Annotated in this window: 19 protein-coding genes; 7 read left to right on the forward strand and 12 right to left on the reverse strand. The window is 64.8% G+C overall.

All coding sequences use genetic code 11. The features are described 5' to 3' along the window. Positions 1-24 precede the first annotated feature (24 nt). The 9 genes from trpD to ISP20_RS17145 form a co-directional block, all read right to left on the reverse strand. On the reverse strand, positions 25-1,092 hold the full coding sequence (trpD, locus tag ISP20_RS17105; protein WP_204637306.1) for an anthranilate phosphoribosyltransferase: 1,068 nt from the start codon (positions 1,090-1,092) through the stop codon (positions 25-27). Then, positions 1,089-1,685 (reverse strand): anthranilate synthase component II, encoded by a 597-nt coding sequence (locus tag ISP20_RS17110; protein WP_204637307.1) that lies wholly within the window; start codon positions 1,683-1,685, stop codon positions 1,089-1,091. Before ISP20_RS17110 ends, trpD begins: the two co-directional genes overlap by 4 nt. 263 nt (positions 1,686-1,948) lie before the next feature. Further along, complete coding sequence (locus ISP20_RS17115; RefSeq protein ID WP_239535986.1) at positions 1,949-3,085, reverse strand: NAD(P)/FAD-dependent oxidoreductase; 1,137 nt, start codon at positions 3,083-3,085, stop codon at positions 1,949-1,951. Further along, the gene (locus ISP20_RS17120; protein WP_204637308.1) at positions 3,082-4,329 is read right to left on the reverse strand and encodes a dicarboxylate/amino acid:cation symporter; all 1,248 of its coding nucleotides are present in this window, start codon (positions 4,327-4,329) and stop codon (positions 3,082-3,084) included. The genes ISP20_RS17115 and ISP20_RS17120 overlap by 4 nt, the downstream gene beginning before the upstream one ends. After that, positions 4,326-5,120 carry a L,D-transpeptidase family protein gene (locus tag ISP20_RS17125; protein ID WP_425490849.1) on the reverse strand — a complete coding sequence of 265 codons (795 nt, stop codon included), beginning with the start codon at positions 5,118-5,120 and terminating at the stop codon, positions 4,326-4,328. The genes ISP20_RS17120 and ISP20_RS17125 overlap by 4 nt, the downstream gene beginning before the upstream one ends. Before the next feature lie 21 nt (positions 5,121-5,141). Further along, on the reverse strand, positions 5,142-5,999 hold the full coding sequence (locus ISP20_RS17130) for a MurR/RpiR family transcriptional regulator (RefSeq protein ID WP_204637309.1): 858 nt from the start codon (positions 5,997-5,999) through the stop codon (positions 5,142-5,144). Position 6,000: 1 nt separating this feature from the next. Next, a complete protein-coding gene (locus tag ISP20_RS17135) occupies positions 6,001-7,098 on the reverse strand; it encodes a dipeptide epimerase (RefSeq protein ID WP_204637310.1) in 1,098 nt (365 codons plus the stop codon). 49 nt (positions 7,099-7,147) lie between these two features. Continuing rightward, positions 7,148-8,554, reverse strand: a complete 1,407-nt coding sequence (locus ISP20_RS17140; protein ID WP_204637311.1) for a C40 family peptidase — start codon at positions 8,552-8,554, stop codon at positions 7,148-7,150. A gap of 8 nt (positions 8,555-8,562) precedes the next feature. Next, the gene (locus tag ISP20_RS17145) at positions 8,563-9,714 is read right to left on the reverse strand and encodes a DUF819 family protein (protein WP_204637312.1); all 1,152 of its coding nucleotides are present in this window, start codon (positions 9,712-9,714) and stop codon (positions 8,563-8,565) included. A gap of 165 nt (positions 9,715-9,879) precedes the next feature. On the opposite strand from ISP20_RS17145, the gene ISP20_RS17150 reads away from it, so the two are divergent. The 7 genes from ISP20_RS17150 to ISP20_RS17180 all read left to right on the forward strand — a co-directional run bounded on the left by ISP20_RS17150 (position 9,880) and on the right by ISP20_RS17180 (position 20,253). Continuing rightward, positions 9,880-11,349: a transglutaminase-like domain-containing protein gene (locus tag ISP20_RS17150; protein ID WP_425490850.1), complete on the forward strand. Its 1,470-nt coding sequence runs from the start codon at positions 9,880-9,882 to the stop codon at positions 11,347-11,349. Positions 11,350-11,393: 44 nt separating this feature from the next. Continuing rightward, a complete protein-coding gene (locus tag ISP20_RS17155; protein ID WP_204637313.1) occupies positions 11,394-14,396 on the forward strand; it encodes a TonB-dependent receptor in 3,003 nt (1,000 codons plus the stop codon). 63 nt (positions 14,397-14,459) lie between these two features. Then, positions 14,460-15,725, forward strand: a complete 1,266-nt coding sequence (lysA, locus tag ISP20_RS17160) for a diaminopimelate decarboxylase (RefSeq protein ID WP_204637314.1) — start codon at positions 14,460-14,462, stop codon at positions 15,723-15,725. Beyond that, complete coding sequence (locus tag ISP20_RS17165; RefSeq protein WP_204637315.1) at positions 15,722-16,936, forward strand: dipeptidase; 1,215 nt, start codon at positions 15,722-15,724, stop codon at positions 16,934-16,936. Before lysA ends, ISP20_RS17165 begins: the two co-directional genes overlap by 4 nt. Beyond that, complete coding sequence (locus ISP20_RS17170; RefSeq protein WP_204637316.1) at positions 16,926-18,467, forward strand: serine hydrolase; 1,542 nt, start codon at positions 16,926-16,928, stop codon at positions 18,465-18,467. Before ISP20_RS17165 ends, ISP20_RS17170 begins: the two co-directional genes overlap by 11 nt. Then, positions 18,454-19,173: a M15 family metallopeptidase gene (locus ISP20_RS17175; protein WP_204637317.1), complete on the forward strand. Its 720-nt coding sequence runs from the start codon at positions 18,454-18,456 to the stop codon at positions 19,171-19,173. Before ISP20_RS17170 ends, ISP20_RS17175 begins: the two co-directional genes overlap by 14 nt. Before the next feature lie 27 nt (positions 19,174-19,200). Next, entirely contained in the window at positions 19,201-20,253 is a 1,053-nt protein-coding gene (locus ISP20_RS17180) for a serine hydrolase domain-containing protein (RefSeq protein ID WP_204637318.1), read from the forward strand. A gap of 1 nt (position 20,254) precedes the next feature. Here the strand turns inward: ISP20_RS17180 and ISP20_RS17185 are convergent, their stop codons facing one another. The 3 genes from ISP20_RS17185 to ISP20_RS17195 form a co-directional block, all read right to left on the reverse strand. Further along, positions 20,255-20,485 carry a hypothetical protein gene (locus ISP20_RS17185; protein WP_204637319.1) on the reverse strand — a complete coding sequence of 77 codons (231 nt, stop codon included), beginning with the start codon at positions 20,483-20,485 and terminating at the stop codon, positions 20,255-20,257. Positions 20,486-20,636: 151 nt separating this feature from the next. Further along, positions 20,637-21,320, reverse strand: a complete 684-nt coding sequence (locus tag ISP20_RS17190; protein WP_204637320.1) for a hypothetical protein — start codon at positions 21,318-21,320, stop codon at positions 20,637-20,639. 196 nt (positions 21,321-21,516) lie between these two features. After that, a complete protein-coding gene (locus ISP20_RS17195) occupies positions 21,517-22,221 on the reverse strand; it encodes a GntR family transcriptional regulator (protein WP_204637321.1) in 705 nt (234 codons plus the stop codon). Between the last annotated feature and the right edge of the window lies 1 nt (position 22,222).

Below are 22,222 nucleotides of genomic sequence, written 5' to 3' on the forward strand. Positions count from 1 at the left end.
AAGGGGATGAAAATAGCGTGAGCGTCAGACCGCATTGGCCAGACGCCGCGTAGTAGCCACGAAGGCGTCCATTTTTGCACGAGCCGCGCCACTGGCGATGGTCGCACGCGCGAGCTCGATGCCCGCCGCGATGGAATCCACCACATTGGCCGCATACAGCGCCGCACCCGCATTGAGACAGACGATGTCGTGCGGCACGCCGCGCCGGCCTTCCAGCGCCTCGAGCAGCATGGCGCGCGACTCTTCCGCGTTCTCCACCCGCAGGTTGCGGCTGGACGCCATGGCCAGGCCGAAATCCTCCGGCTCCACTTCGTATTCGCGCACTTCGCCATCGCGCAGCTCGCCGACCAGGGTGGCCGCGCCCAGCGAAATCTCGTCCATGCCGTCGCGCCCCCACACCACCAGCGCGTGTTTCGCGCCCAATGCCTGCAGCACGCGCACCTGGATGCCGACCAGATCGGGATGGAACACGCCCATCAGGATATTCGGCGCATCGGCGGGATTGGTTAGCGGACCGAGAATATTGAACAGCGTGCGCACGCCCATTTCCTTGCGCACCGGCGCCACCACTTTCATGGCGGGGTGATGGTTCGGCGCAAACATGAAGCCGATGCCTACCTCCTCCATGCACTGGGCCACCTGCGCCGGCGGCAGGTCGATCACCGCACCCAGCGCCTCGAGCACATCCGCACTGCCCGATTTCGACGACACGCTGCGCCCGCCATGCTTGGCGATGCGCGCACCGCCTGCCGCGGCGACGAACATCGACGCCGTGGAAATATTGAAGCTCGACGCGCCATCGCCACCGGTGCCCACGATGTCCACGAAGTGCGGATGCGCCGGCAGCGCCACCTTGGCCGACAGCTCGCGCATCACGCGCGCCGCGCCGGTGATCTCGCCCACGGTTTCCTTCTTCACGCGCAGGCCGGTAATGATCGCGGCGGTCATCAGCGGGCTCACTTCGCCGCGCATGATCTGCCGCATCAGCTCGATCATCTCGTCGTGGAAGATTTCGCGATGCTCGATGGTGCGCTGTAGCGCTTCCTGCGGCGTGATGCTGACGCGGCGGCCCACATTGCCCGCGGCATTCATGCGGCGAGCTTCAGCGGCAGGCCGAGGAAGTTGCGCAACAGGTCGTGACCGTATTGCGTGAGGATGGATTCGGGATGGAACTGCACGCCCTCGACGTTCAAGGTCTTGTGGCGCAGGCCCATGATCTCGTCGATGCTGCCATCGGCGTTTTCCGTCCAGGCGGTGACTTCCAGGCAATCGGGCAGCGACTCCTGCTCGACCACCAGCGAGTGGTAGCGCGTGGCTTCGAACGGATCGGGCAAACCGGCGAACACGCCCTGCCCGCGATGGCGCACCGGCGAAGTCTTGCCGTGCATGATCTGCTTGGCGCGGATCACCTTGCCGCCGAACACCTGGCCGATCGCCTGATGACCCAGGCACACGCCGAACACCGGAATCTCTCCCGCGAGTTCGCGCAGCACATCGAGCGACACGCCCGAGTCGTCCGGCGTGCCGGGACCTGGCGAAATCATGATGTGCGAAGGCCGCAGCGCACGGATGCCAGCCACGTCCAGCGCATCGTTGCGCACCACCTTCACCGCCTGCCCCAACTCGCCCAGGTACTGCACGAGGTTGAAGGTGAAGCTGTCGTAGTTGTCGATCATCAGCAGCATACGTGGCTCAACTCTTTGATTTGGTTACACCCGACAAACACCGCCAGCGGTGGATACCCCCAACGGTACCCCCAAAAGGACGAGCGGATGTCACCGACCCACCGATTGTAGCGGCGGCCGTCGCGGCGATGCAGCATCGGGGCGGTTCGACTGGCGCAACTGGCGCAGGCAAGCGAGCACTCGATGGAATGAGTGCCGAGAATCGGCGCAGGGGTTGTTCCGCAGGGACGTGCGGCGCTGCCGGGGAGCGCCGCGCGCCCGATTCAGGCCCGCAGGCGGCGTGGATCGAGCATCTCGGCCGTGATGCCGGCGTCCTGCAGATGCCCCGGCAAGGGACGCCCCAGCGCGAGGTTGGCGCAGGTCTCGCCCATGGCTGCCGAGGTCTGGATGCCGTAGCCGCCCTGCGCCGCCACCCAGAAGAAATCGCTGGCGCCCGGCGCAAAGCCGCCCACCAGATCGCCATCGGCCACGAACGAACGCAGGCCGGCCCAGGTGCGCGTGGGACGGCGGATGGTCATCGTGGTCACTTCTTCGATGCGATGGATGCCGATGGCAATATCGAGCTCCTCCGGTTGCACGTCATGCGGTGCGACCGGGTCCACGTTGGCGGGACAGCCCAGCAGCAGGCCGGCGTCCGGCTTGAAATAGAAGCCCTCTTCCACGTCCGTGACGAACGGCCAGCGCGAGGTGTCGATGCCTGCCGGCGCCTCGAACAGGAAGGCCGAACGCCGACGCGGCTGGATGCCGATGGGTTCGATATCCGCCAGAGCCGCCACCTGGTCGACCCACGCACCCGCTGCGTTGAGCAGCAGCGGCGCACGGAAGCGTTCGCCGCCGGCGTCGACGAACCAATGGCCGGGACCGCGTTCGATGGAACGAATATCCACGTTCACGCGCAGCTGGCCGCCACGCGCACGCAGGCCGCGCAGGAAGCCCTGATGCAACTCGTTGACGTCGATATCGGCGGCACCGGGTTCGTACAACCCGATCTGGGCAGCCTCCGGTCGCAGTACCGGCACGGTCTCCAGCAGCCAGGCGGCGTCCACCACGCGCAGGCCCTGGGTGCGCGGCGCCATCTCGGCATGCAGTGCATGTACTTTTTCGATGTGATCGACGGTGCCGATGCTCACCGAACCGCGTGGCGACAGGATCGGGTGGCCCGCGAAACCTTCCGGCGGATGATCGAAGAAGCGCCGGGCTGCGCGTGTCAGTGCGCGCACCTGCGCCGAACCGTAAGTCTCGGAGAACAACGCGGCCGAGCGGCCGGTGGAATGCACACCCGCGTGCTCTTCGCGTTCCAGCACCAGCACGCGTGCATGCGGCGCCATGAAGTAGGCCACGGAAGCGCCAGCCATGCCGGCTCCAATCACAATGACGTCGGCGTCGTGCAGCGTGCTCATGACTTGGATGTTTCTCGTGCGGATTGACGGGCCACCACGCTGGTGGCGGTGAGATCGGCGGTGACGTTGCCCAGCGTGGCCAGGGCGTCGGGCAAGGCATCGACGGCAAGCATCAAGCCCAATGGCCCTACTGGTACGCCCATGGCCTGCGCCACCGGAAGATTGGTCGCCATGAAGCTGACCGCGCCAGGCAGGCCGACCGAGCCGAGACTGATCACCACCGCCAACAAGGCCGCTGCAAACAGCGGCGCAAGGCCGACATCGATGCCGTAGGCCCAGGCGATGAAGCAGGCAGAAACCACGTATTGAATGGGACTGGTAAGGCGGAACAGGCTCACCGCCATCGGCAGCACCAGTGCATTCACCTGCGGCGGATAGCCCAAGCGGCGTTCCGCGCTTTCCAGCATCGCCGGCAGGGAGGCCAGCGACGATTGCGTGCTCGCCGCCACGATCTGCGCCGGCACCAGCGCCGGCACGAAGCGGCGCAGCGTTTCGCCGCCCCAGAGGACCGCCACGGGCAGCATCAGCAACGTCGCCGCGAGGTAGATCAGGCACTCCACCAGCACATAGATGCCCAGCGCACTCAGCATGTGCAGGCCGGCGCGGGCGCATACGGCGAGGATCAGCGCGAACACGCCCAGCGGCGCCACCCACAACACCCAGCGCACCACCACGATCATGGTGTCGGCGATGGCCTGGAAGAACGACACGACCAGCACGCGGCGTTCGGCCTCGATGCGAGTCAGGCCGAAACCGAAGAACAGCGCGAACACCACCAGCGGCAGCATCGCACTCTGCGCCGCCGCCATGATGGCGTTGGCCGGAATGATGCCGTTGAACCATTCCGCCCAGCCCACGGCACCCGTGACGGGCGTTGCATGCGTGGCCACCGCGCTTTCGAGCGCCGTGGTGAGCGACGGATTGTGCGGGAACAGCGCGAACAGCCGCGGCGCCACGGCCGCCGCAAACAAGGCGCCGCCGGTGAGGATCAGGATGAAGGCGACGATCGCCCGCCGCGCGATGCGTCCGGAGGCTGCCGCGTCGCTCGCCGTATTCACGCCCACCACCACCAGTGCGAACACCAGCGGCACCACGGTCATCTGCAGGGCGTTGAGCCACAGCCGTCCAAACGGCTGCACGGCATCGGCCACGTGCACGGCGTTGGTGGGCGACCACGCCGCCAGCGCCAGACCGCCCGCGGCGCCCAGGACCAGACCGATGAGTACCCGCGAGGTAGGGCTCAAGGCTGCGCACCCAATTTGGGCAGATGCCAGCTTGCCTGCAGTCGCGCATATTCGCTTTGCGGCAACAGTACGAATACCGGCTGATCCTCGGGCTTCATCCAGGCCAGCAGATGCTGCATCACCGGCTCCGGCATGGCGGTGCAGCCGGCGGTAGCATCGGTGGGCGATTCCCACAGATGCGCGAAGATGCAGCTGCCGCTGCCCCGCTGGCCCTTGGCGTTCTGCTCGATGACGAAGCCGATCTTGTAACGCTGGTCGCCGTCCACGTGCAGATCGCGCCGCATCGGCTCGCTCGAACCCTGCACCGCTTTTTCGCCGACCTTTTTCGAGTCGACGATCTGGTTGTAGTACGGCGAGCCATCCACGTCGACGCACCAGTCGGTGTCCTGCATCGCTTCATAGGGCATGCGCGTGTCGATCTTGTCGGCATAACCGAATACGTCGCCCACGCGATAGACGCCGGCGGCGGCGCGGCCGTCGCCTTCGCGCTTCTGGGGGCCCGCGCTCTGCGGCTCGTTCAGACCGATACCCCACGCCGAACCCGAGCGGCCTACCGTGACTGCCTGCGCCTTGATGGCCGGCTTCCAGCCGTCGCCGCTGCGTTCATACGCGCGCAGCACGCCGTGGTCGGCGTTCCAGTCGGGCGTGATCACCAGCACCATCTGGCGCGACGACTGCCAGGCGAGGGTTTCACTGGCGGCCATGGCGCTGGCCAGCGGCGCAGCCGCTACCACGGCCAACGCGGCAGCAAGGAAACGACGACTCACGAAACGACGGACGGAGGAAGTCATGCGGCACCGGGCTTGGGAGGGCTAAGGCTCCAGCATGTGCTGGACGCGTTCGAGGTTGGCGAGCAACTGCACATGCCGCTGCTCGTCGCCTTCGCACAACTGCACGAACACGCCATCGAGCAGATGCTGCAGCGCCGATTGATAGAGCACGGGCTGGATATACGGACGATCGTCGTGGGCCGACACCAGCAAGGCGAGATCGGCCAGCGCGCGCAACGGATTGGAGGTGTGCCGCGTCACCGTGATCAGGCGGCCGCGGCGCTCACGGAAGAAACGCCCGATCTTGCACAGCGCCGGATGATTGCCGTGCTCGGAAAACACCAGCAGCACATCGCCCGCACCCGCCGCGGAGACGCTGGCAGCCATGCGCGGCGCATCGAAGTTGTGCACGGAGGGAATGCCGAGCAGCGACAGCCGCAGCGCGAAACTGCGCGCATAGATGTCGTCATCACCCAGGCCGATCATGAACACCTTGCCGTTCGCGCCCGCCGTGGCGAGCGCGTCGGCCACCGCCTGCAGGGTCTCGGTCGTATTGATGTGGCGGGTTTCTTCTTCCGATTCGGATTTGCAGTGCCACAGACTGGCCGATGCGGATTCGGCGAACGCCGCCGTGGCCTGCGTGGCGACCTGGGTCGCATCGCCGTTGTCCGCGCGTGCGATGGCTTCGCCCACGGAGTACTTCAGATCCGGATAACCCTTGAAGCCCAGCTTCTGGGTGAACTTCACCACGCTGGACTGGCTGATGCCCAGGGCGTTCGCCAACTGCTGCGAAGAGTAGTCGCGCAGCAGCTGGGCGTTCTCGAGGATGAAATCGGCGATGCGCCGCTCGACCGCCGACATCTGGTCGCGTTCCGAGCGGATTTTCACCAAGGGGGACATATCAGGCTTCCAGCTTTTCCAGTCCACGGATCTCCCGGATTCCCAATCCGGGTGCATCGGAAACCGAGATCTCCGATTCGTTGAAGACCACGCCCCCGTCCACCGGGTTGTACTGGCACAGCGAAGGCCCGTCCAGATCCACCTTGGTGATCACGGCGGATTTCGCCACCGCCACATGCACGGCCGCCGCCACGCTGATGCTGGTTTCCAGCATGCAGCCGATCATGCATTCCACGCCGTACATGCCGGCGATGTCCGCGATGCGGATGGCATTGGAAATGCCGCCCGTCTTCATCAGCTTGATGTTGATGATGTCGGCGGCGCGCATGCGGATCAGGTCGATCACTTCCATCGGGCCGAATACGCTTTCGTCAGCCATGATCGGCGTGTGCACGCGTTCGGTGACGTACCGCATGCCTTCCAGGTCACGCGCCTTCACCGGCTGCTCGACCAGTTCCAGGCGTACGCCGGCATCTTCCAGCGTCTGCAGCGCGTAGACGGCCTGTTTCGCCGTCCAGCCCTGGTTGGCGTCGAGGCGCAGCAAGGCGCGATTTTCCACCGCGGCGTAGATGGCCTTGACGCGCTCGATGTCGACCCCGATGTCCTTGCCCACCTTGATCTTGAGCGACTCGAAGCCGCGATCCACCGCGCTGACGGAGTCGGCCACCATCTTGTCGATGTAGTCGACGCTGATGGTGATGTCGGTGGTGATCACCGGATCGCCGCCACCGAGCAGCTTGTACAGCGGCGCGTTGTACAACTGGCCCCACAGGTCGTAGATGGCGATTTCCACCGCCGCCTTGGCGCTGGTGTTCTTCTCCATCGAGCTCTGGATCAGCTGGGTCAGGCGATTGAGGTCGGCGATCTCCTGGCCGACCAGGCGCGGCGCGATGTAGTGGCGGATCGCATCGACGATCGAGCCGTGCGTATCGCCCGTGATCACCGCGGTGGCCGGCGCTTCGCCATAACCGATGTGGCCGCTATCGGTGTGCACCATCACCACGATGTCTTCCACCTGGTTGACGGTGCGCAGCGCCGTCTTGAACGGCGTCTTCAAGGGAACCCGCAGCATGCCGAACTGGATGTCGGTGATCTTCATGGGACTGGCAGGCTTCCTGTGTTCGATGGAAAAAGGGGATGCGGGGCAATCAAGGACGCACGTGCACGATGCTGGTCATGCGATCGACATAGGTGTGCTTGTCGTCGTACATCATCGGCAGCAGCGGCGTTACCGACACTTCATTGAGCTTGACGCGGCGCATGCCGCCCTTGCCGTCGAGATACGACATGCCGCCGGTGTCGTGGATCACATACGGCTTGCCGTCGAGCTTGCCGATCACCATCATCACGTGGCCGGGGATGTAGACCAGGTCGCCCACCTGCAGCGCCATCGCGGCTTTCAGACGCGCGTCGTGGCTGTCCTTGTCGCCGAAGGCCTGATGGGTGAAGCCAGGGCTGATCGCCTGCTTGCTGGTGTTGCGCGGCATCTGCACGCCCATGCTGCGATAGACGTCGGAAACGAAACCGCTGCAGTCGCGGCCGTCGTAGTCGTGACCCCAGCCGTAACGCTCGCCCAGGAACTTGAAGGCCTGGCGGATGATGTTGGCCTCGGTCAGCGGCAGATAGGTGTCCTGGGTATCGGCAATGCGCTGGATCAGCGCCGGCGAAAAGGCGAGCTTGCCATCGGCCTGGCGGATCGGCAGATCGACCACGTACGACGCATACGGCGATTGTCCGTTCACCGGCTGGTCGGCGGGATGATCGGACAACACCGGCACGGCCACGCCCATGTCCAGCTGCAATTGCGATACGGCCGGCTGCTCCGGCGTGAACACGGTGCGGAGGGTGCCGCCGGTGACCACGCGTTGCGGCAGGCGCGTGTCATAGGCGAGCACCTCGACTGCCGAACCCTCGGCGACGTTCTCGCGATGCGTCCAGGCGGCATAGCGCGGGCTCACCACGAACAGCCAGCGGCCATCGCGGCTGGTGTGCGCGATCAGTACGGGTGTGCCGGGAAATTCAGCGGTTTCCTGGAAGCGATCGATGTCGGTGTCGTCCTTGGAGGTGAACACGCGCGTATCGGTCGGATAGGTACGCAGTGCAGCGCGCCGCACGATCATGCCGTAGCGGCTGGTCTGCTTTGCGGGAACGGCATCGAGCGCGAGCGCGTCGGTCAGTTGCGCGCGCAGGCCGTCGGGTACCGGCTGGCCCTTGTCGTCGAACAGCGGGCGCTTGGGATATTGCGAGAGCTCGTTGATCCAGCCGGTCACCGTGGCGCGATCGACATTGGCCGGGATCGCATGCAGATCGTGCATGGACGGATCGACCTTGAGCAGGTTGGCGTTGTGCGCGGCGATATCGTTACTTTCGATCAGGACGCGATCGGGCTGAGCCGATAGCTTGATCCAGAAATCCGGCCCGAGCATCGCGTTGTTGCTGATGCCGAGCACGCCCGACGGTGGCACGGGAACGCTGTCGGGTCCCTGGTCGGCCAGCACGGGGGCCGTGGTGAGCGCGGCGAGCAGACACAAGGTCAGGCGAGGCAGGAGTCGCATGCTGATTCCTATGCAATGGCCAGTGACGACATGACGGACGCCACCAGCAAACCAAACGCGGTACCGAGGATATAGCCGAGCAAGGCCAGCAGGATGCCCACGGGCACCAGCGAACGCGAATAGCTGGCCGCGAGTATGGGCGTAGCGGCCACGCCGCCGATGCAGGCCAGCGAGGAAATGCCGCACAGATACAGATCGAAATGGAACACGCGCGCCGCCAGCGCCAGCAGCGCCGCATGGATGGCGATGATGCAGACGCCGCAGACCAGGTAGATCGGCGCCGAACCGATGCCTTCGAAGTTGCTTTGCGAGGCCAGGATCGCCACCACGCTGATCAGCATGGCGCTGGAGATCGTGCTGGCTCCGGCGAAACGCGCCAGCGGCGTGTGCGCGGCAACCAGGCCGAAGGCCGTGGCTAGCATGATCGTCCAGGTGGTCGGCGACACCATGTCCGAAACCGGCAGCCTTCCGGCAAGCCACGCCGACAGCGCTCCCACCAGCAGGGCCATGCCCAGCCAGAGCAGCACGTTGTCCGAAGTGGTCGGGCCGTGGCTGCGGGTTTCCTCCACCACCATGTCCGCACTGGAGGTGGCACGCGTCCAGCGATTGAATTGGGTGGCGACACGGCCGAGTCCGAACAGCACCACCACCCACATCGAGTAGCACAGCGCGTCAGTGAGCAACGAAAACGCCAGCAGGCGATCGGGCATGCCGATGGCCTGCTTCACCGCCACCATGTTGGCGGTTCCGCCGATCCAGCTGCCGGAAAGCGCTGCCAGTGGCTGCCAGGCATCTCCCTTCAGCCAGCCGCGGAAGATCAGGAAGGTGCCTACGAAAGCAATGAACAGGCAGACCACGGTGACGAAGAACACCGCAAGGACCCGCGGCCCCAGGCGGTAGATCGCGCGCAGGTCGCAATTGATCATCAGCAGGAACAGCAGCGCGGGCACCAGGTGCTCGATCAGCATGCTCTGGGTGGCGCGGATCTCTTCGTTGACCTGCCACAAGCCGGTGACCGCCAGCGCCGTCACCAGCAGGTAGGTGAGCACGATCGGCGGCAGGACCTCGAAGAAACGCCAGCGGAAGCGCCGTTCCAGCGCGGGAAACAGGCCCGCTGCAAGCAACATCACAGCGAGATAAGGCCAGGCCGTATGGATCATGCGTCCCCTCAGATTCCCCAATCGCAGCCGCCCAGGAATATCTGATTCGGGCGAAATTCGATTGAAGCATAAATTATTGACCGTCGATTGCAAGCGTGCTACACAGCGACTTCGCTTTTTCTTACGGGGAAGTGGCAGGTGCAGACGGTCGGACCCATCTCATCCTTGCGACGTCGGCGACTTTCGCTGGCGACAGCGCTTGCCTGTCTGCTGGTCGCCGGTATCGCATCAGCAGCGGCCACCTCCCCTGCGCAGCATGCCACTGCGCTGATCGACGCGGGGCAATTCAGCTCGGCCGAAGCGGATATCACCAAGGCACTCGCCCAGCCGGGGCTGTCAGCGGAAGCCCGCGACGCGCTGCTGTTCCAGCGCGAGCGCATGCGCCGCATCCTGATCGATTTCACGCTCGACACCGACGCCGCCAAGGCGAAAGTACGCAAGCAGATCCCGGACCTCACCGACGCCGAATTCGCCCGCTGGGACAGCCAGGGGCTGATCGAGCGCCAGGTCATCGACGGCCGCACGCTCTACTTCAAGCGCGCGCCGAACAACCTGTTCCTGCTCAGCAAGGAAGCCGCCGCACGCCGCGCGCATCCGGCACCGGCCAACGACGATCCGATGGAGACGCTCAACGATCACCACCGCGCCGCGCGCCGCGAAGCGCTCGCCACACAGCGCAGCAGCGTCACGCCCAACCACGTGCGGGTCACCGAAACCGTCACCGTCAATGCCGATGCCGTGCCCGCGGGCGAGACGATACGTGCGTGGCTGCCGTTCCCGCGCGAACTGCCGGGACAGCAGGAGGGCGTGCACCTGGTCGACAGCCAGCCCTCCGGTGCGAAGGTCGCGCCCGCAGAGACCATGCAACGCACGGCCTATCTGGAGAAGAAGGCCGAGGCCGGCAAGACCACGACCTTTGCCGTCACCTATGAGTTGACCATCTACGCGCAGTACCACGATCTCGACGCGTCGAAAGTCACGCGCACCAAGATCACGCCCGAACTCGCGCCGTTCGTGGCCGAACGCGCGCCGCACATCGTGTTCACCGATGACCTGCGCGCGTTTTCGCGCAAGGTGGTGGGCACCGAAAGCAATCCGTACCGCATCGCGCAGAAGCTGTTTGCCGCGGTCGACCAGATTCCCTGGGCCGGTGCGCGCGAATACTCCACCATCAGCAATCTCAGCGATTACACGCTGCATGCCGGCCACGGCGATTGCGGCGAACAGACCATGCTGCTGATCACGCTGCTGCGCCTGAACGGCATTCCCGCGCGCTGGCAATCCGGTTTCATTTTCTCCGACGGCAAGTACAACAACATCCACGACTGGGGCCAGCTGTACCTGGCGCCCTACGGCTGGGTGCCGATGGACGTGACCTTCGGGCAGCTGCATCCGGCGCAGGGCGACGACCCTGCCCTGCAATGGTTCTACCTCGGTGGGCTCGATGCCTACCGCATCGCCTTCAACAGCGATTTCAGCCAACCCCTCGTGCCAGCCAAGCAATTCTTCCGTTCGGAGACGGTGGATTCGCAGCGCGGCGAACTCGAGTGGCGCGGCGGCAACGTGTACTTCGATAAGTGGGATTACGACTTCACATGGCAGCTCCTGCCGGCCTCTGAGCGCACGGACAGATAAGCGGTCTTTACATCAACGACGACAGAACCGGGGGAGACGGGGATATGGTCAGTCGTACTTTTCGCAGGACCATGCTGTGCATGGCGTTGGGCATGGGCATGGCGTCCATGGCCGCTCCGTCTGCGCACGCAGGCAACAACGACGGTACCGTGGTCGGCCACACCGAGGCCGGCGCGGTCATCACGATCAGCAATGCGGCGACGGGCTTCACCCGTTCGGTGACGGCCGATGACAAAGGCAACTACCGCATCCCGTATCTGGCCGTGGGCCAATACACGCTTTCCGTCGCCAAGGACGGCAAGACGCTGACCGAACCCACCGCCGTGACCGTGACGCTGGGCAATGCGACCACGGTGAACCTGGGTGCTTCCAACGCCACCAATCTTTCGGCGGTCAACGTCAGCGGCACGGCGATCATTACGGCGGTGGACGTCACCTCGACCGAATCCTCGACCAATATCTCGCGGGAGGAACTGCGCCGCCTGCCGGTGGACCAGAACATCGCCGCGGTGGCCTCGCTCGCCCCGGGCGTGGTGAAAGGCGCATCGGCGTTCGGCGGATTGAGTTTCGGCGGTTCGTCGGTGGCGGAGAACGCCATCTACGTCAACGGCCTCAACGTCACCGACTTCTACAACCGCAACGGCTATTCCGAAGCACCGTTCAACTTCTACCAGGAATTCCAGGTGAAGACGGGCGGCTATTCGGTGGAGTTCGGCCGTACCACCGGCGGCGTCATCAACGCGGTGGCGCGCTCGGGTTCCAACGAGTTCCACGCCGGCGTGGAGATGACCATGGAGCCGGGCGCGTGGCATGCGCAGGCCGAGGATCGTTACGACGCCAACGGCAACCGCTACCTCACCGCCAGCGAAGACCGCGACTCGCTGATGAAGACCAACATCTATGCGTCCGGCCCGATCGTGAAGGACAAGCTGTTCATCTTCGCCATGGTCGAACAGCGCGGCGACAACCCGCGCAACACCAACGACGAAGGCACCACGCTCACCAGCAACAGTTCCAGCCCCGATTTCTGGGGCACCACCATCGACTGGCACATCAACGACAGCAACCTGCTGTCGCTGATGGCGTTCTCGGACAAGAGCAAGAACGTCGGCACGGTCTACAACTACGACTACGACACGCACACCATCGGTGCCAAGACCAACACCATCTACACCGACACCGGCGGCAAGAACTGGTCGCTCACCTACACCAACTACCTCACCGACAACCTGTCGATGAAGGTGTTGTACGGCGAGAACAAGCGCGGGTCGTTCAACCGGGCGCTGACCGACCTGGACTGCAACCCGGTCGCCGCCGAAAACGCGGTGCCGAAGCCGGGCGTGCCGTTGGGCTGCACCACCAATACCGCGGTGGAGAAGCGCAACGACAAGCGCAAGGAAGGCCGTGCCGACTTCGAATGGAAGCTGGAGGATCATCTGCTTCGCTTCGGCTACGACCACGAAGACGACGATTCGATCTACAGCCGCCATTATCCCGGCCCCGGCGCGATCTACTACAACGTGTACGCCGCCACGCCCGGTTCGACCATTCCCAATCCCAATGGCGGCGGCGTGATTCCGCCGGGCTACAACGGCTATGTGCGCGCCCGCCGTTACGAGATCGCGGGCAACTTCGACACCACCAACGACGCGTTCTACCTGGAAGACAACTGGCAGGTGACGCCCAACCTGTTGCTCAATGCCGGCATCCGCCGCGACGGCTTCGACAACATGGACGCTGCCGGCCGCAGCTATATCAAGATGGACAACATGTGGGCGCCGCGCTTCGGCTTCTCCTGGGACGTGAAGGGCGACGGCACCACCAAGCTCTACGGCAACCTCGGCCGCTACTACCTGCCGGTGGCCAACGTGATCAACATCAAGCAGGCGGGCGGCCTGCTCGATCAGCGCACGTTCTACGCGTTCGGCGGCTGGCAGACGCTTACCGACGCCAACGGCAACCAGTACGCCATCCCGGTCCTCGGCCCGCAGCTGGGCGGCGTGGATACGTCGCAGGGCGACGGCACCGTGCACGACCTGCGTTCGGAAGTGAACAAGGACATGCAGCAGGTCTACCAGGATGAGCTGATCCTCGGTTTCCAGCAGATGCTCAACGACAAGTGGTCGTGGGGCGTCAACGCCACCTACCGCAAGCTGCACAACGCCATCGACGACATGGAGATCAGCGCCACCGGCAAATGCGGTCCGGACGGCTACATCGGCTGGGTGATGGGCAACCCCGGCAAGAAGAACACCGTGTGGGGCGACACCAACTGCGACGGCACGGCCGATGGTTGGGTCACCGTCGACACGTCCAAGGAAGGCTGGGCGATGTACGACGCGGATGGCAACTACCTGGGCCAGCGCGGCTGGGTGAATCCCAAGCGCACCTACACCGCGCTGGAATTTCAGCTGGATCGCGCCTGGGACAACAAGTGGTCGTTCAACGCGTCCTATGTGCTGTCGTGGAATCGCGGCAATGCGGAAGGTCCGGTGAACTCCGATACCAACTTCGACGATACCGGCCGCACGGAGAACTTCGACGACCCATGGGTGAATTTCGGTGGCGACGGCTATCTGCCCAACGACCGCCGTCATCAGTTGAAGTTGCGCGGCACCTACGCCATCACGCCGAACTGGCAGGTGGCCGGCGATGCCAACATCGCTTCGGGCGGTCCCATCACCGGTTTCGGCGTGGGTAATCCGTATGACGCCACGGTCTATCACAGCTACTACATTTGCGTGGCCAACTGCGACGCGCCGCGTTCGGAAGATCGCGTGTACGAATCCTCACCGCGCGGCAAATACGGCCGCATGCCCTGGACGTACACATTGGGCGCCAGCATCACCTACCTGCGCCAGTTGGCCGACATCGGCCAGCTGCGGGTGAAGTTCGCGGTGTACAACCTGCTCAACGAGCAGCGCACCATCCAGGTGGACCAGGACCTGCAGACCACCATTTCCAACAGCACCAGTTCCACCTTCGAGCAACCGTTGCGTTTCCAGTCACCTCGCTTTGCCCAGTTGACCGTTTCCGTGGACTTCTGATTTGTCCGTCCCCACCGGCAGCCTGCAGAATGCAGGCTGCCGTCTTTTTTTAAAGGCTTATCCATGATCGACACCGCGGCCTCAACCCATGACACCTGGGACGGTGTCGATCTGCATACCCTGGCCGACCGCCTTGGCACGCCGCTGTATGTGTATTCGGCCAGCGCGATCCGGGATCGCGTTTCGTCGCTGCAGACGGCGCTGCGTGGCACCGATCACCTGATCTGCTTTGCGGTGAAGGCGAATCCCAATCGGGGGGTGCTGGCTTTCATGCACAGCCAGGGCGTGGGCGCCGATATCGTCTCCGCGGGCGAACTCTGGCGCGCGCGGCAGGCCGGCATCCCGGCGGAGCACATCGTGTTTTCCGGCGTGGGCAAGAGCGAAGCGGAGATCGCCGAGGCGTTGCGCCAGGGCGTGCTGCGCTTCAACGTGGAATCGCATGACGAGCTGCTGCTGTTGCAACACATCGCCCAAGCGCAGAGCGTAGTGGCGCGGGCAGCCGTGCGCATCAATCCGGACGTGGACGCCCTCACCCACGCCAAGATTTCCACCGGCAAGGCCGAGAACAAGTTCGGCGTGAGCATCGAGGAGGCGCGCCGTTGGTTTGCGCAGCGCGATGCGCTCAGCCATGTCCAGTTGGACGGCCTGCACGTGCACATCGGTTCGCAGATCCTCAGCCTGGAGCCGTTCCGGCAGGCCTTGCAGCGAGTAGCCGCGCTCTGGCGCGAACTGGTTGGGCAAGGCCACCCCATCGCCAGCATCGACGTGGGCGGCGGCCTGGGCGTGTGCTATCGCGAGGGTCATGATCGACCGATCGATGCGGCAGCCTACGTCGCCCTGGTGCGCGAAGCGCTCGCCGGTTTCGAAGGCCGCCTGCTGTTCGAGCCCGGCCGCTATCTGGTCGGCGAAGCGGGCGTGTTGCTGACCCGCGTGATCCGGCTCAAGCAGGGAAACGAGCGCACGTTCCTGGTGATCGACGCCGCCATGAACGACTTGGCCCGGCCGAGCCTGTACGATGCCTGGCACGACATCGCGCCGGTAGCCGGGGATGCACGCTCGATGATTTCTTACGACATCGTGGGGCCGGTGTGCGAAACCGGCGATACCTTCGCCAAGGCACGCGCCCTGCCCGCGTGCGCGCCAGGCGAGCTGCTGATGATCCGCAGCGTAGGTGCTTACGGCGCCTCGATGGCCTCCACCTATAACTCGCGACCGCTCGCCGCCGAAGTGCTGGTGGATGCGGGCCGCTATGCCGTAGTGCGGCAACGGCAGTCCTTCGAAGACATGGTCGCCGGCGAACAGCCGGCCAATCACTGGGAGACGGCATGAAGACTTTCGGCTTACTCGGCGGCGCCATCGCGCTAGCACTTGCACTCGCCAGCACGCCCGCGGCGGCGCAGAAGGATCCGCCGATCACGCTCGACACGCATGTGGACATTCCCTTTGCCTACATGCACGAAGCGCGCTTCGATTTCGGCAAGCAGACGCCGATGCAGGTGGACCTGGACAAGATGCGCCGCGGCGGTCTCGATGCCGTGTTCTTCATCGTCTATGTGGACCAGGGACCGCTGACGCCCGCCGGCTACGCGCACGCCGTGTCGCAGGCCAAGCGCAAGTACGACGCCATCGACCTGATGCTGAAGACCTATCCCAACGACATCCGCCTGGCCACCACGCCCGAGCAGGTGCGCGCCAACAAGGCAGCGGGCAAGCTCTCGGCGATGATCGGCGTGGAGAACGGCTACTCGCTGGGCCACGACATCAAGAACCTTGATATCGCCTACAAGCGCGGCGCGCGCTACGTCGGCCTGGCGCATATGGGCAACAACGACCTGTGCACCAGTTCGACGCCGGAGGCGGACCTCGGCGACACGCCGCTGCCGGAATATGGCCTCACCGATTTCGGCCGCGCCGTGGTCAAGCGCGACAATGAACTTGGAATCATGGTCGACGTGTCGCATTCGTCGGACGCTTGCGTGCGCGACGTGCTGGCCTTGTCCACCTCGCCGGTGATCGCCTCGCATTCGTCATCGCGCGCCATCGATCCGCATCCGCGCAACCTCTCGGACGATCTGCTGCGCGCCATCGCCGCCAAGGGTGGCGTGATCCAGGGAGTGGCCGTGGGCGAATTCATCAAGCTCGATCCCGCGCGCGACCTGGCGGTCAAGGCGCTGCAGGCGCAGGTGGCGAAGCAGGCCGGCGACAAGAGCTTCGACAGCGAGAAGCACGAGTACCTGCCCGCTTATATCGAGGGCATGAAGCGCATCGATGCCGCGTTCCCGCCGGCCTCGGTGGACGAGTACGTGGCGCATATCAAGCATATGGTGCAAGTGGCGGGTATCGACCACGTCGGCATCGCCTCCGACTTCGACGGCGGCGGCGGCCTTGGCGGCTGGTCCGATGCCACCCAGACACGCAGTCTCACGGCGGCGCTGCGCAAGGCGGGCTTCAACGACGTCGACATCGCCAAGATCTGGGGCGGCAACCTGCTGCGCGTGTGGGACGAGGTGACCAAGCGTGCCACGGTGCATGGCGGCTAAGCGGGCGCTGCTGGCGATCGGGCTTGCCCTCGCCAGCAGCGTTGCAGCAGCGGCCGACCCGCCCACCTCAGCGCAACTCGACTCCGTCGTCGATGCGGTGATGGCCCGTTATCACCTGGCCGGTCTCGCGGTGGGCGTGATCGACCACGGCGAGGTGGTCTACACGCGCACACTGGGCGAGCGCGTGGCCGGGTCCGGACAAGCGATCACCAACGACACGCTGTTCAAGATCGCCTCCAACAGCAAGGCGATGACTTCGACGCTGCTCGCCCGTCTGGTGCAGGAAGGAAAGCTGCGTTGGGACGACCCCGTGCGGCGTTACCTTCCCGACTTCCGCATGGCCGATCCCTGGGTCACCGAGCATATGCAAGTGGGCGACCTGCTCACCCATCGCAGCGGCCTGCGCGAAGGCGCAGGCGATCTGATGCTGTGGCCCGAACCAAACGATTTCACCCGGCAGGACATCGTGCACGGGCTGGCCTACCTCAAGCCTGCCTACAGTTTTCGCGCCGGCTATGCGTACGACAACCTGCTCTACGTAGTGGCCGGCGAAGTAGCCGCGGCAGCGGGACATGACCACTACGAGACACTGTTGCGCCGCGAGGTGTTCGAGCCGCTCGGGCTCGCGCGTTGCCAGATTGGGGCCTGGAATCGCGACGCGGTAGGCAACGTGGCCGAGCCGCATGAGCGCGAGCACGATCGCAATGTCGTGATCAATGCCGACGATGCCGAAATTCCCAACATCACCTCCGCTCCGGCGGGCGGCGTGCGCTGCAGCCTCACTGATATGCTCAGCTGGGCACGCAACTGGCTGGCACCCACCCCGCAACAGTTGCAGTGGCTGACGCCCGAGCAGCGGCAGATCGTGTGGACGCCGTACACGCCGATGCCGATCTCGGCGCAGAAACGCGCCTGGAACGGCACCCGCTTCTACGCCTACGGTTACGGCTGGCGCATCGCCGACATGGATGGCGTGTTCACGGTCTCGCATACCGGCACGCTGTCGGGCATGTACTCGGCGATGATGCTGTTGCCCGAGCGCAAGGCCGGTTTCGTCATCCTGATGAACAGCGAGGCGGAGGATGCGCGCACCGTGCTGATCGAAGCGCTCACCAAGCAATTCACCTCGCCCAATGATGCGCACGACGCCAACTGGTTCGCGGATCAACTCGATCGCGCCTCGTCCACCGCCCGCGAGGCAGCCAAGCCGCCCGTCTCGCAAGCGGCGAAGGTCGACGACCTGCGCAGCCAGTTGGGGCGCTGGCGCGACCCGTGGTTCGGCACCATCAGCCTGTGTCCTCAAGGCGATGCCGTGCGCTTCGTGGCCGCCAAATCGCCGCGCCTGGCCGGTACCGTGATGCGCGCCGGCCAACGCTATCTGGTGCACTGGGATCACGGCGACACCGATGCGTGGCTGAGCTTCCCCACCGATGCCAAGGGTGTGCTGCATATGAGCAAGATCGATCCCCAGGCCGACTTCAGCTCGGACTTCGAAGACCTCAGCTTCCATCGGGAGCATGGCTGTGGCTAGGCGCCTTGTCCTGGGCGTGACGCTATGCGCGCTGACTGCGTTCGCCCATGCCGACGGAACCCCGGCGCTGTCGCCGGCCACGACCGCGCAGCAGGCCGGCCTGGTCGATATCCGGCAACTCGCGCCCGATATCGCCGAGGACATCAAGTACGCCGGCAGCGACAACTTCGTCGGCAAGCCGGTGGATGGCTACCTCGCGCCCAAGTGCCTGCTGCTCAAACCTGCCGCCGAAGCGCTGGCACGCGTGGAGCGCGACCTGCGCGCGCAGCATCAGCGCCTCAAGCTGTTCGACTGCTACCGGCCCGCGCGAGCCGTGGCGCATTTCGTGCGTTGGGCGGGCGATCTCTCGGACCAGCGCACGAAGCCCGAGCATTATCCGAAGCTGGACAAGAGCGCCCTGCTCGGCGACTACATCGCACCGGTGTCCGGGCACAGCCGCGGCGCCACGGTGGATCTCACCCTGATGCAATGCGATGCCGCCGATACGCATTGCACGCCGTTGGCCATGGGCACCGATTTCGACTACTTCGGCACGCTCGCCAACACCGATTCGCCCGAAGCGAGCGCCGCGCAACACGCCCATCGCGAGGTACTGAAGCGGGCGATGGAACGCGAGGGGTTCCGCAACTACGCCATGGAATGGTGGCACTACACGCTCAATCCCGAGCCGACGCCCGACACCATCTACGACGTCCCCGTGCAATAAGCCACACTTCGAATGAGGCTCGACGCGATGCGCAAGTTCGTTCCGCTGTTCCTCGTACTGCTGGTTCTGGCTGGCCGGGTACAGGCAGGCGATGCCATCGCCGATGTCGACGGGCTGATGTCCCGCTACCACGGCGACGTGCCCGGTGCTTCACTGCTGGTGATCAAGGACGGCAAGCCGCTGCTGCGGCGCGGCTATGGCCTGGCCAATCTGGAAACGCACGAAGCCGCCACGCCGGCGACCAACTATCGGCTCGCCTCCGTCACCAAGCAGTTCACCGCGGCGGCCATCCTGTTGCTGGCCGAGCGCGGCAGCCTGAGCCTCGACGATCACGTTCGCCACTGGATTCCGGAACTGCCGGCCACGCATGAAGCGATCACCATCCGCCAGCTGCTCAGCCATGGCGGCGGCCTGATCGACTACGAAGACCTGATGCCCGCCCATGTCACCGAGCAGATCAGCGACGCCGATGTGCTGCGCATGCTCGCCGCCGAACCGCGCAGCTATTTCGCGCCGGGTACTTCCTACCGCTACAGCAACGGCGGCTACGTGCTGCTTGGCCTGATCGTGGAACGGGCCTCGAAGCAGTCGCTGCCCGATTTCCTGGCCAAGAACATTTTCAAACCACTGGGCATGACGCATACCCTGCTCTATGTGCTGGGCGGCCCCGAAGTCACCCACCGCGCCTACGGCTACAGCGAAGAGAACGGTCGCTGGATGCGTACCGACCAAAGCCCCACCAGCGCAACCCGGGGTGACGGCGGCATCTATTCGTCCATCGACGACATGGCGAAATGGGACGCTGCGCTGTACGACCATCGCCTGCTCTCCGACGACTCGCGCAAACTCGCCTTCAGCGCCCAGAACCAGGTGCATGACGAGCCCGATGTCGATGCCTACGGTTTTGGCTGGCGCATCCACGGCGACGTGCTGTGGCACTCGGGCGAAAGCATGGGTTTTCGCAACGTGATCATCCGCTGGCCCAGGCAGCGCCTGACCGTGGTATTGCTCAGCAACCGCAACGATCCGGAGCCCTATCGCACGGCGCTCGCCATTGGGCAGCGCTTCCTGCAGCCCTGAATCAGGCCGCGCGCCGCAACGGCTGACAGCCGGGCAAGCGATCCGTGTCCTCGCGCGCCATCAGCACGCGAGTGGCACGGCCTCCCAGGATGGCTTCACGTTCGGCGAGGTGCGTGGCGAAATCCACAGCACGAACGAGCACGCCACGTCGGCCGATGGGCGCGCCGTCGCGCAACACGTTCCAGCCCTCGCATTGACGGGCGACGACGTATTCGACGAGGGAAGCAACCATGCGGAAACTCCGTGCCGGCCTTCGTGCCAGCGATGGATTCGGAATATCCACACGTTAATCCGTGCCGTCCGTCCGCAATATGGGACGTGTCTGAAAAGAAAAGAGGCTGGCAAAGGCCAGCCCCTCTCTTCCCACACAAACAACCGACGGCTTAGTTGCTGGCCACGCCCGCCGCCTGCAAGGGCACGCAGGCATCGCCCGCGCATTCGATCTGCACGTCGCTGGACGCCGGACACTGCGAGCGGAACATGGCCCGCGTGCCGTCGACCATCACCACATGGATCGCGCGGTCGCATTGGCGAGCGGCGGCCACGTTCTGCGCGGCATTGAACATGCTCTTGCTGACCCGGCCATCGAGACTGGCCAGTCCATCGACCGTCGGCGTGGCATAGCCACCGGCCGGCGTGGCGCCCGTGCCCGGATAGGTGGCGATCGCCGCGTAGGCCGACGGCAGCACCACGGTGAGTTTGTTGGGATAGTGATGCGAGGCGCCGTCGGAGAAATCGATCGCGATGCCGATCAGGCCACCGATGATCAGGTTGCCCCATACCATCCCGCGAATGCTGGAGTCGTACGACTGCTGGGCGATCTGCTTGCCGTCCTTCTGGCAGACCACCGACAGATCGTGCGACGAACGGTGAACCACCGCCGTGCCCGGCGTGAGCACACGCACTTCACCGGTACCGTTGCTCAGCGTGCAATCGGCGCGAACGCTCTCGCCCGAGGCGCGCGCATCCACTTCCACCTTCTGATAGCGACCACCCACGATCGACGCACACGCAGAAACGCTCAGAGCGCACGCGACGACGACGCCCTTCTTCCATAAATGCTTCATGTCATTCCCCTGACGTGGTCCTGCGCGTTCACCGGATGATCCCCCCTGGACGTCCGTACTGCAGGAGCGGAAACAGGCGGCGGTAGTGCGCATCGCATGCGTCGTGCACGAACGCAGGACAGTCAGCCCCCCAGTGACTGCGGTGTCGCATTTTCATCGAAGACGCCCCCGGAAGACGAGGGGCGCGGCATCTAACTTATGGCCGAGTCATCGCCGGAGTGAAGGCAAGAACTTGCGATGTGTAGCTTTCGACCACCAGGCTGAAGGGGCGGTTCGACTGGTCGAACAATACGGCGCGATGCTCGAGCACGTGCTGCGGCATGGCCAGCGTCGCGTCGGTGGAACCGCTCAACGCTGCTGCGTTTTCCCAGCCTTGCGGCAACGGTGACCACAGCAGTTCCGCCGATAGCGTCTGCCGACGGAAGTGCAGCGGCTGCACGACTTTGCCGAACGGGGTGTCGCTGGTATCGAGCTGGTGATTCATCGCCTCGGTAAGGCGCGAGGGCACGTACCAGTTGTCGGCTTCCGACAATACGTGCTGGCCGCAGGCGAGTTGCACGCGGCGATAGCGCACGGGTTCGTCCGCGCCGATCTGCAGCTGGTTGCGCGCTTCCGGCGGCAACGGTTTGTCTTCGCCCTGCACGCGCTCGGCGATGATTTTTGCTTCGGGTGCCAAGTGATGCTCACCGCACCAACGCTCCAGCGTCAGCGTGGCGCTCGGATGGCTGAGCAACTCGGCATTCAGGCTCTGCAGCAGCGCCAGCGCTTCGAGCCGCGAGGTGGCGTCGTCGTGCCAGACCGGCGATGGTTCCGGCTCGCGCGCATGCAACGACGAAAACAGCAGGCTGCTGCCCAAACCGAGCACACAGGACCAGGCCGTTCCGCGTCGGACGCTGCGCATG

Source organism: Dyella kyungheensis (genome assembly GCF_016905005.1).
GTDB lineage: Bacteria > Pseudomonadota > Gammaproteobacteria > Xanthomonadales > Rhodanobacteraceae > Dyella > Dyella kyungheensis.

Bases quoted from the DNA above. Each gene is read 5' to 3' on its own strand.
- ISP20_RS17145 (WP_204637312.1), bottom strand. From the start codon at position 9,714: ATGATCCATACGGCCTGGCCTTATCTCGCTGTGATGTTGCTTGCAGCG.
- ISP20_RS17125 (WP_425490849.1), bottom strand. From the start codon at position 5,120: ATGACTTCCTCCGTCCGTCGTTTCGTGAGTCGTCGTTTCCTTGCTGCC.
- ISP20_RS17155 (WP_204637313.1), top strand. From the start codon at position 11,394: ATGGTCAGTCGTACTTTTCGCAGGACCATGCTGTGCATGGCGTTGGGC.
- ISP20_RS17170 (WP_204637316.1), top strand. From the start codon at position 16,926: ATGGCGGCTAAGCGGGCGCTGCTGGCGATCGGGCTTGCCCTCGCCAGC.
- ISP20_RS17195 (WP_204637321.1), bottom strand. From the start codon at position 22,221: ATGCGCAGCGTCCGACGCGGAACGGCCTGGTCCTGTGTGCTCGGTTTG.
- ISP20_RS17190 (WP_204637320.1), bottom strand. From the start codon at position 21,320: ATGAAGCATTTATGGAAGAAGGGCGTCGTCGTCGCGTGCGCTCTGAGC.
- ISP20_RS17135 (WP_204637310.1), bottom strand. From the start codon at position 7,098: ATGAAGATCACCGACATCCAGTTCGGCATGCTGCGGGTTCCCTTGAAG.
- ISP20_RS17185 (WP_204637319.1), bottom strand. From the start codon at position 20,485: ATGGTTGCTTCCCTCGTCGAATACGTCGTCGCCCGTCAATGCGAGGGC.
- ISP20_RS17175 (WP_204637317.1), top strand. From the start codon at position 18,454: ATGGCTGTGGCTAGGCGCCTTGTCCTGGGCGTGACGCTATGCGCGCTG.
- ISP20_RS17165 (WP_204637315.1), top strand. From the start codon at position 15,722: ATGAAGACTTTCGGCTTACTCGGCGGCGCCATCGCGCTAGCACTTGCA.
- ISP20_RS17110 (WP_204637307.1), bottom strand. From the start codon at position 1,685: ATGCTGCTGATGATCGACAACTACGACAGCTTCACCTTCAACCTCGTG.
- ISP20_RS17130 (WP_204637309.1), bottom strand. From the start codon at position 5,999: ATGTCCCCCTTGGTGAAAATCCGCTCGGAACGCGACCAGATGTCGGCG.
- lysA (WP_204637314.1), top strand. From the start codon at position 14,460: ATGATCGACACCGCGGCCTCAACCCATGACACCTGGGACGGTGTCGAT.
- ISP20_RS17140 (WP_204637311.1), bottom strand. From the start codon at position 8,554: ATGCGACTCCTGCCTCGCCTGACCTTGTGTCTGCTCGCCGCGCTCACC.
- ISP20_RS17180 (WP_204637318.1), top strand. From the start codon at position 19,201: ATGCGCAAGTTCGTTCCGCTGTTCCTCGTACTGCTGGTTCTGGCTGGC.
- trpD (WP_204637306.1), bottom strand. From the start codon at position 1,092: ATGAATGCCGCGGGCAATGTGGGCCGCCGCGTCAGCATCACGCCGCAG.
- ISP20_RS17115 (WP_239535986.1), bottom strand. From the start codon at position 3,085: ATGAGCACGCTGCACGACGCCGACGTCATTGTGATTGGAGCCGGCATG.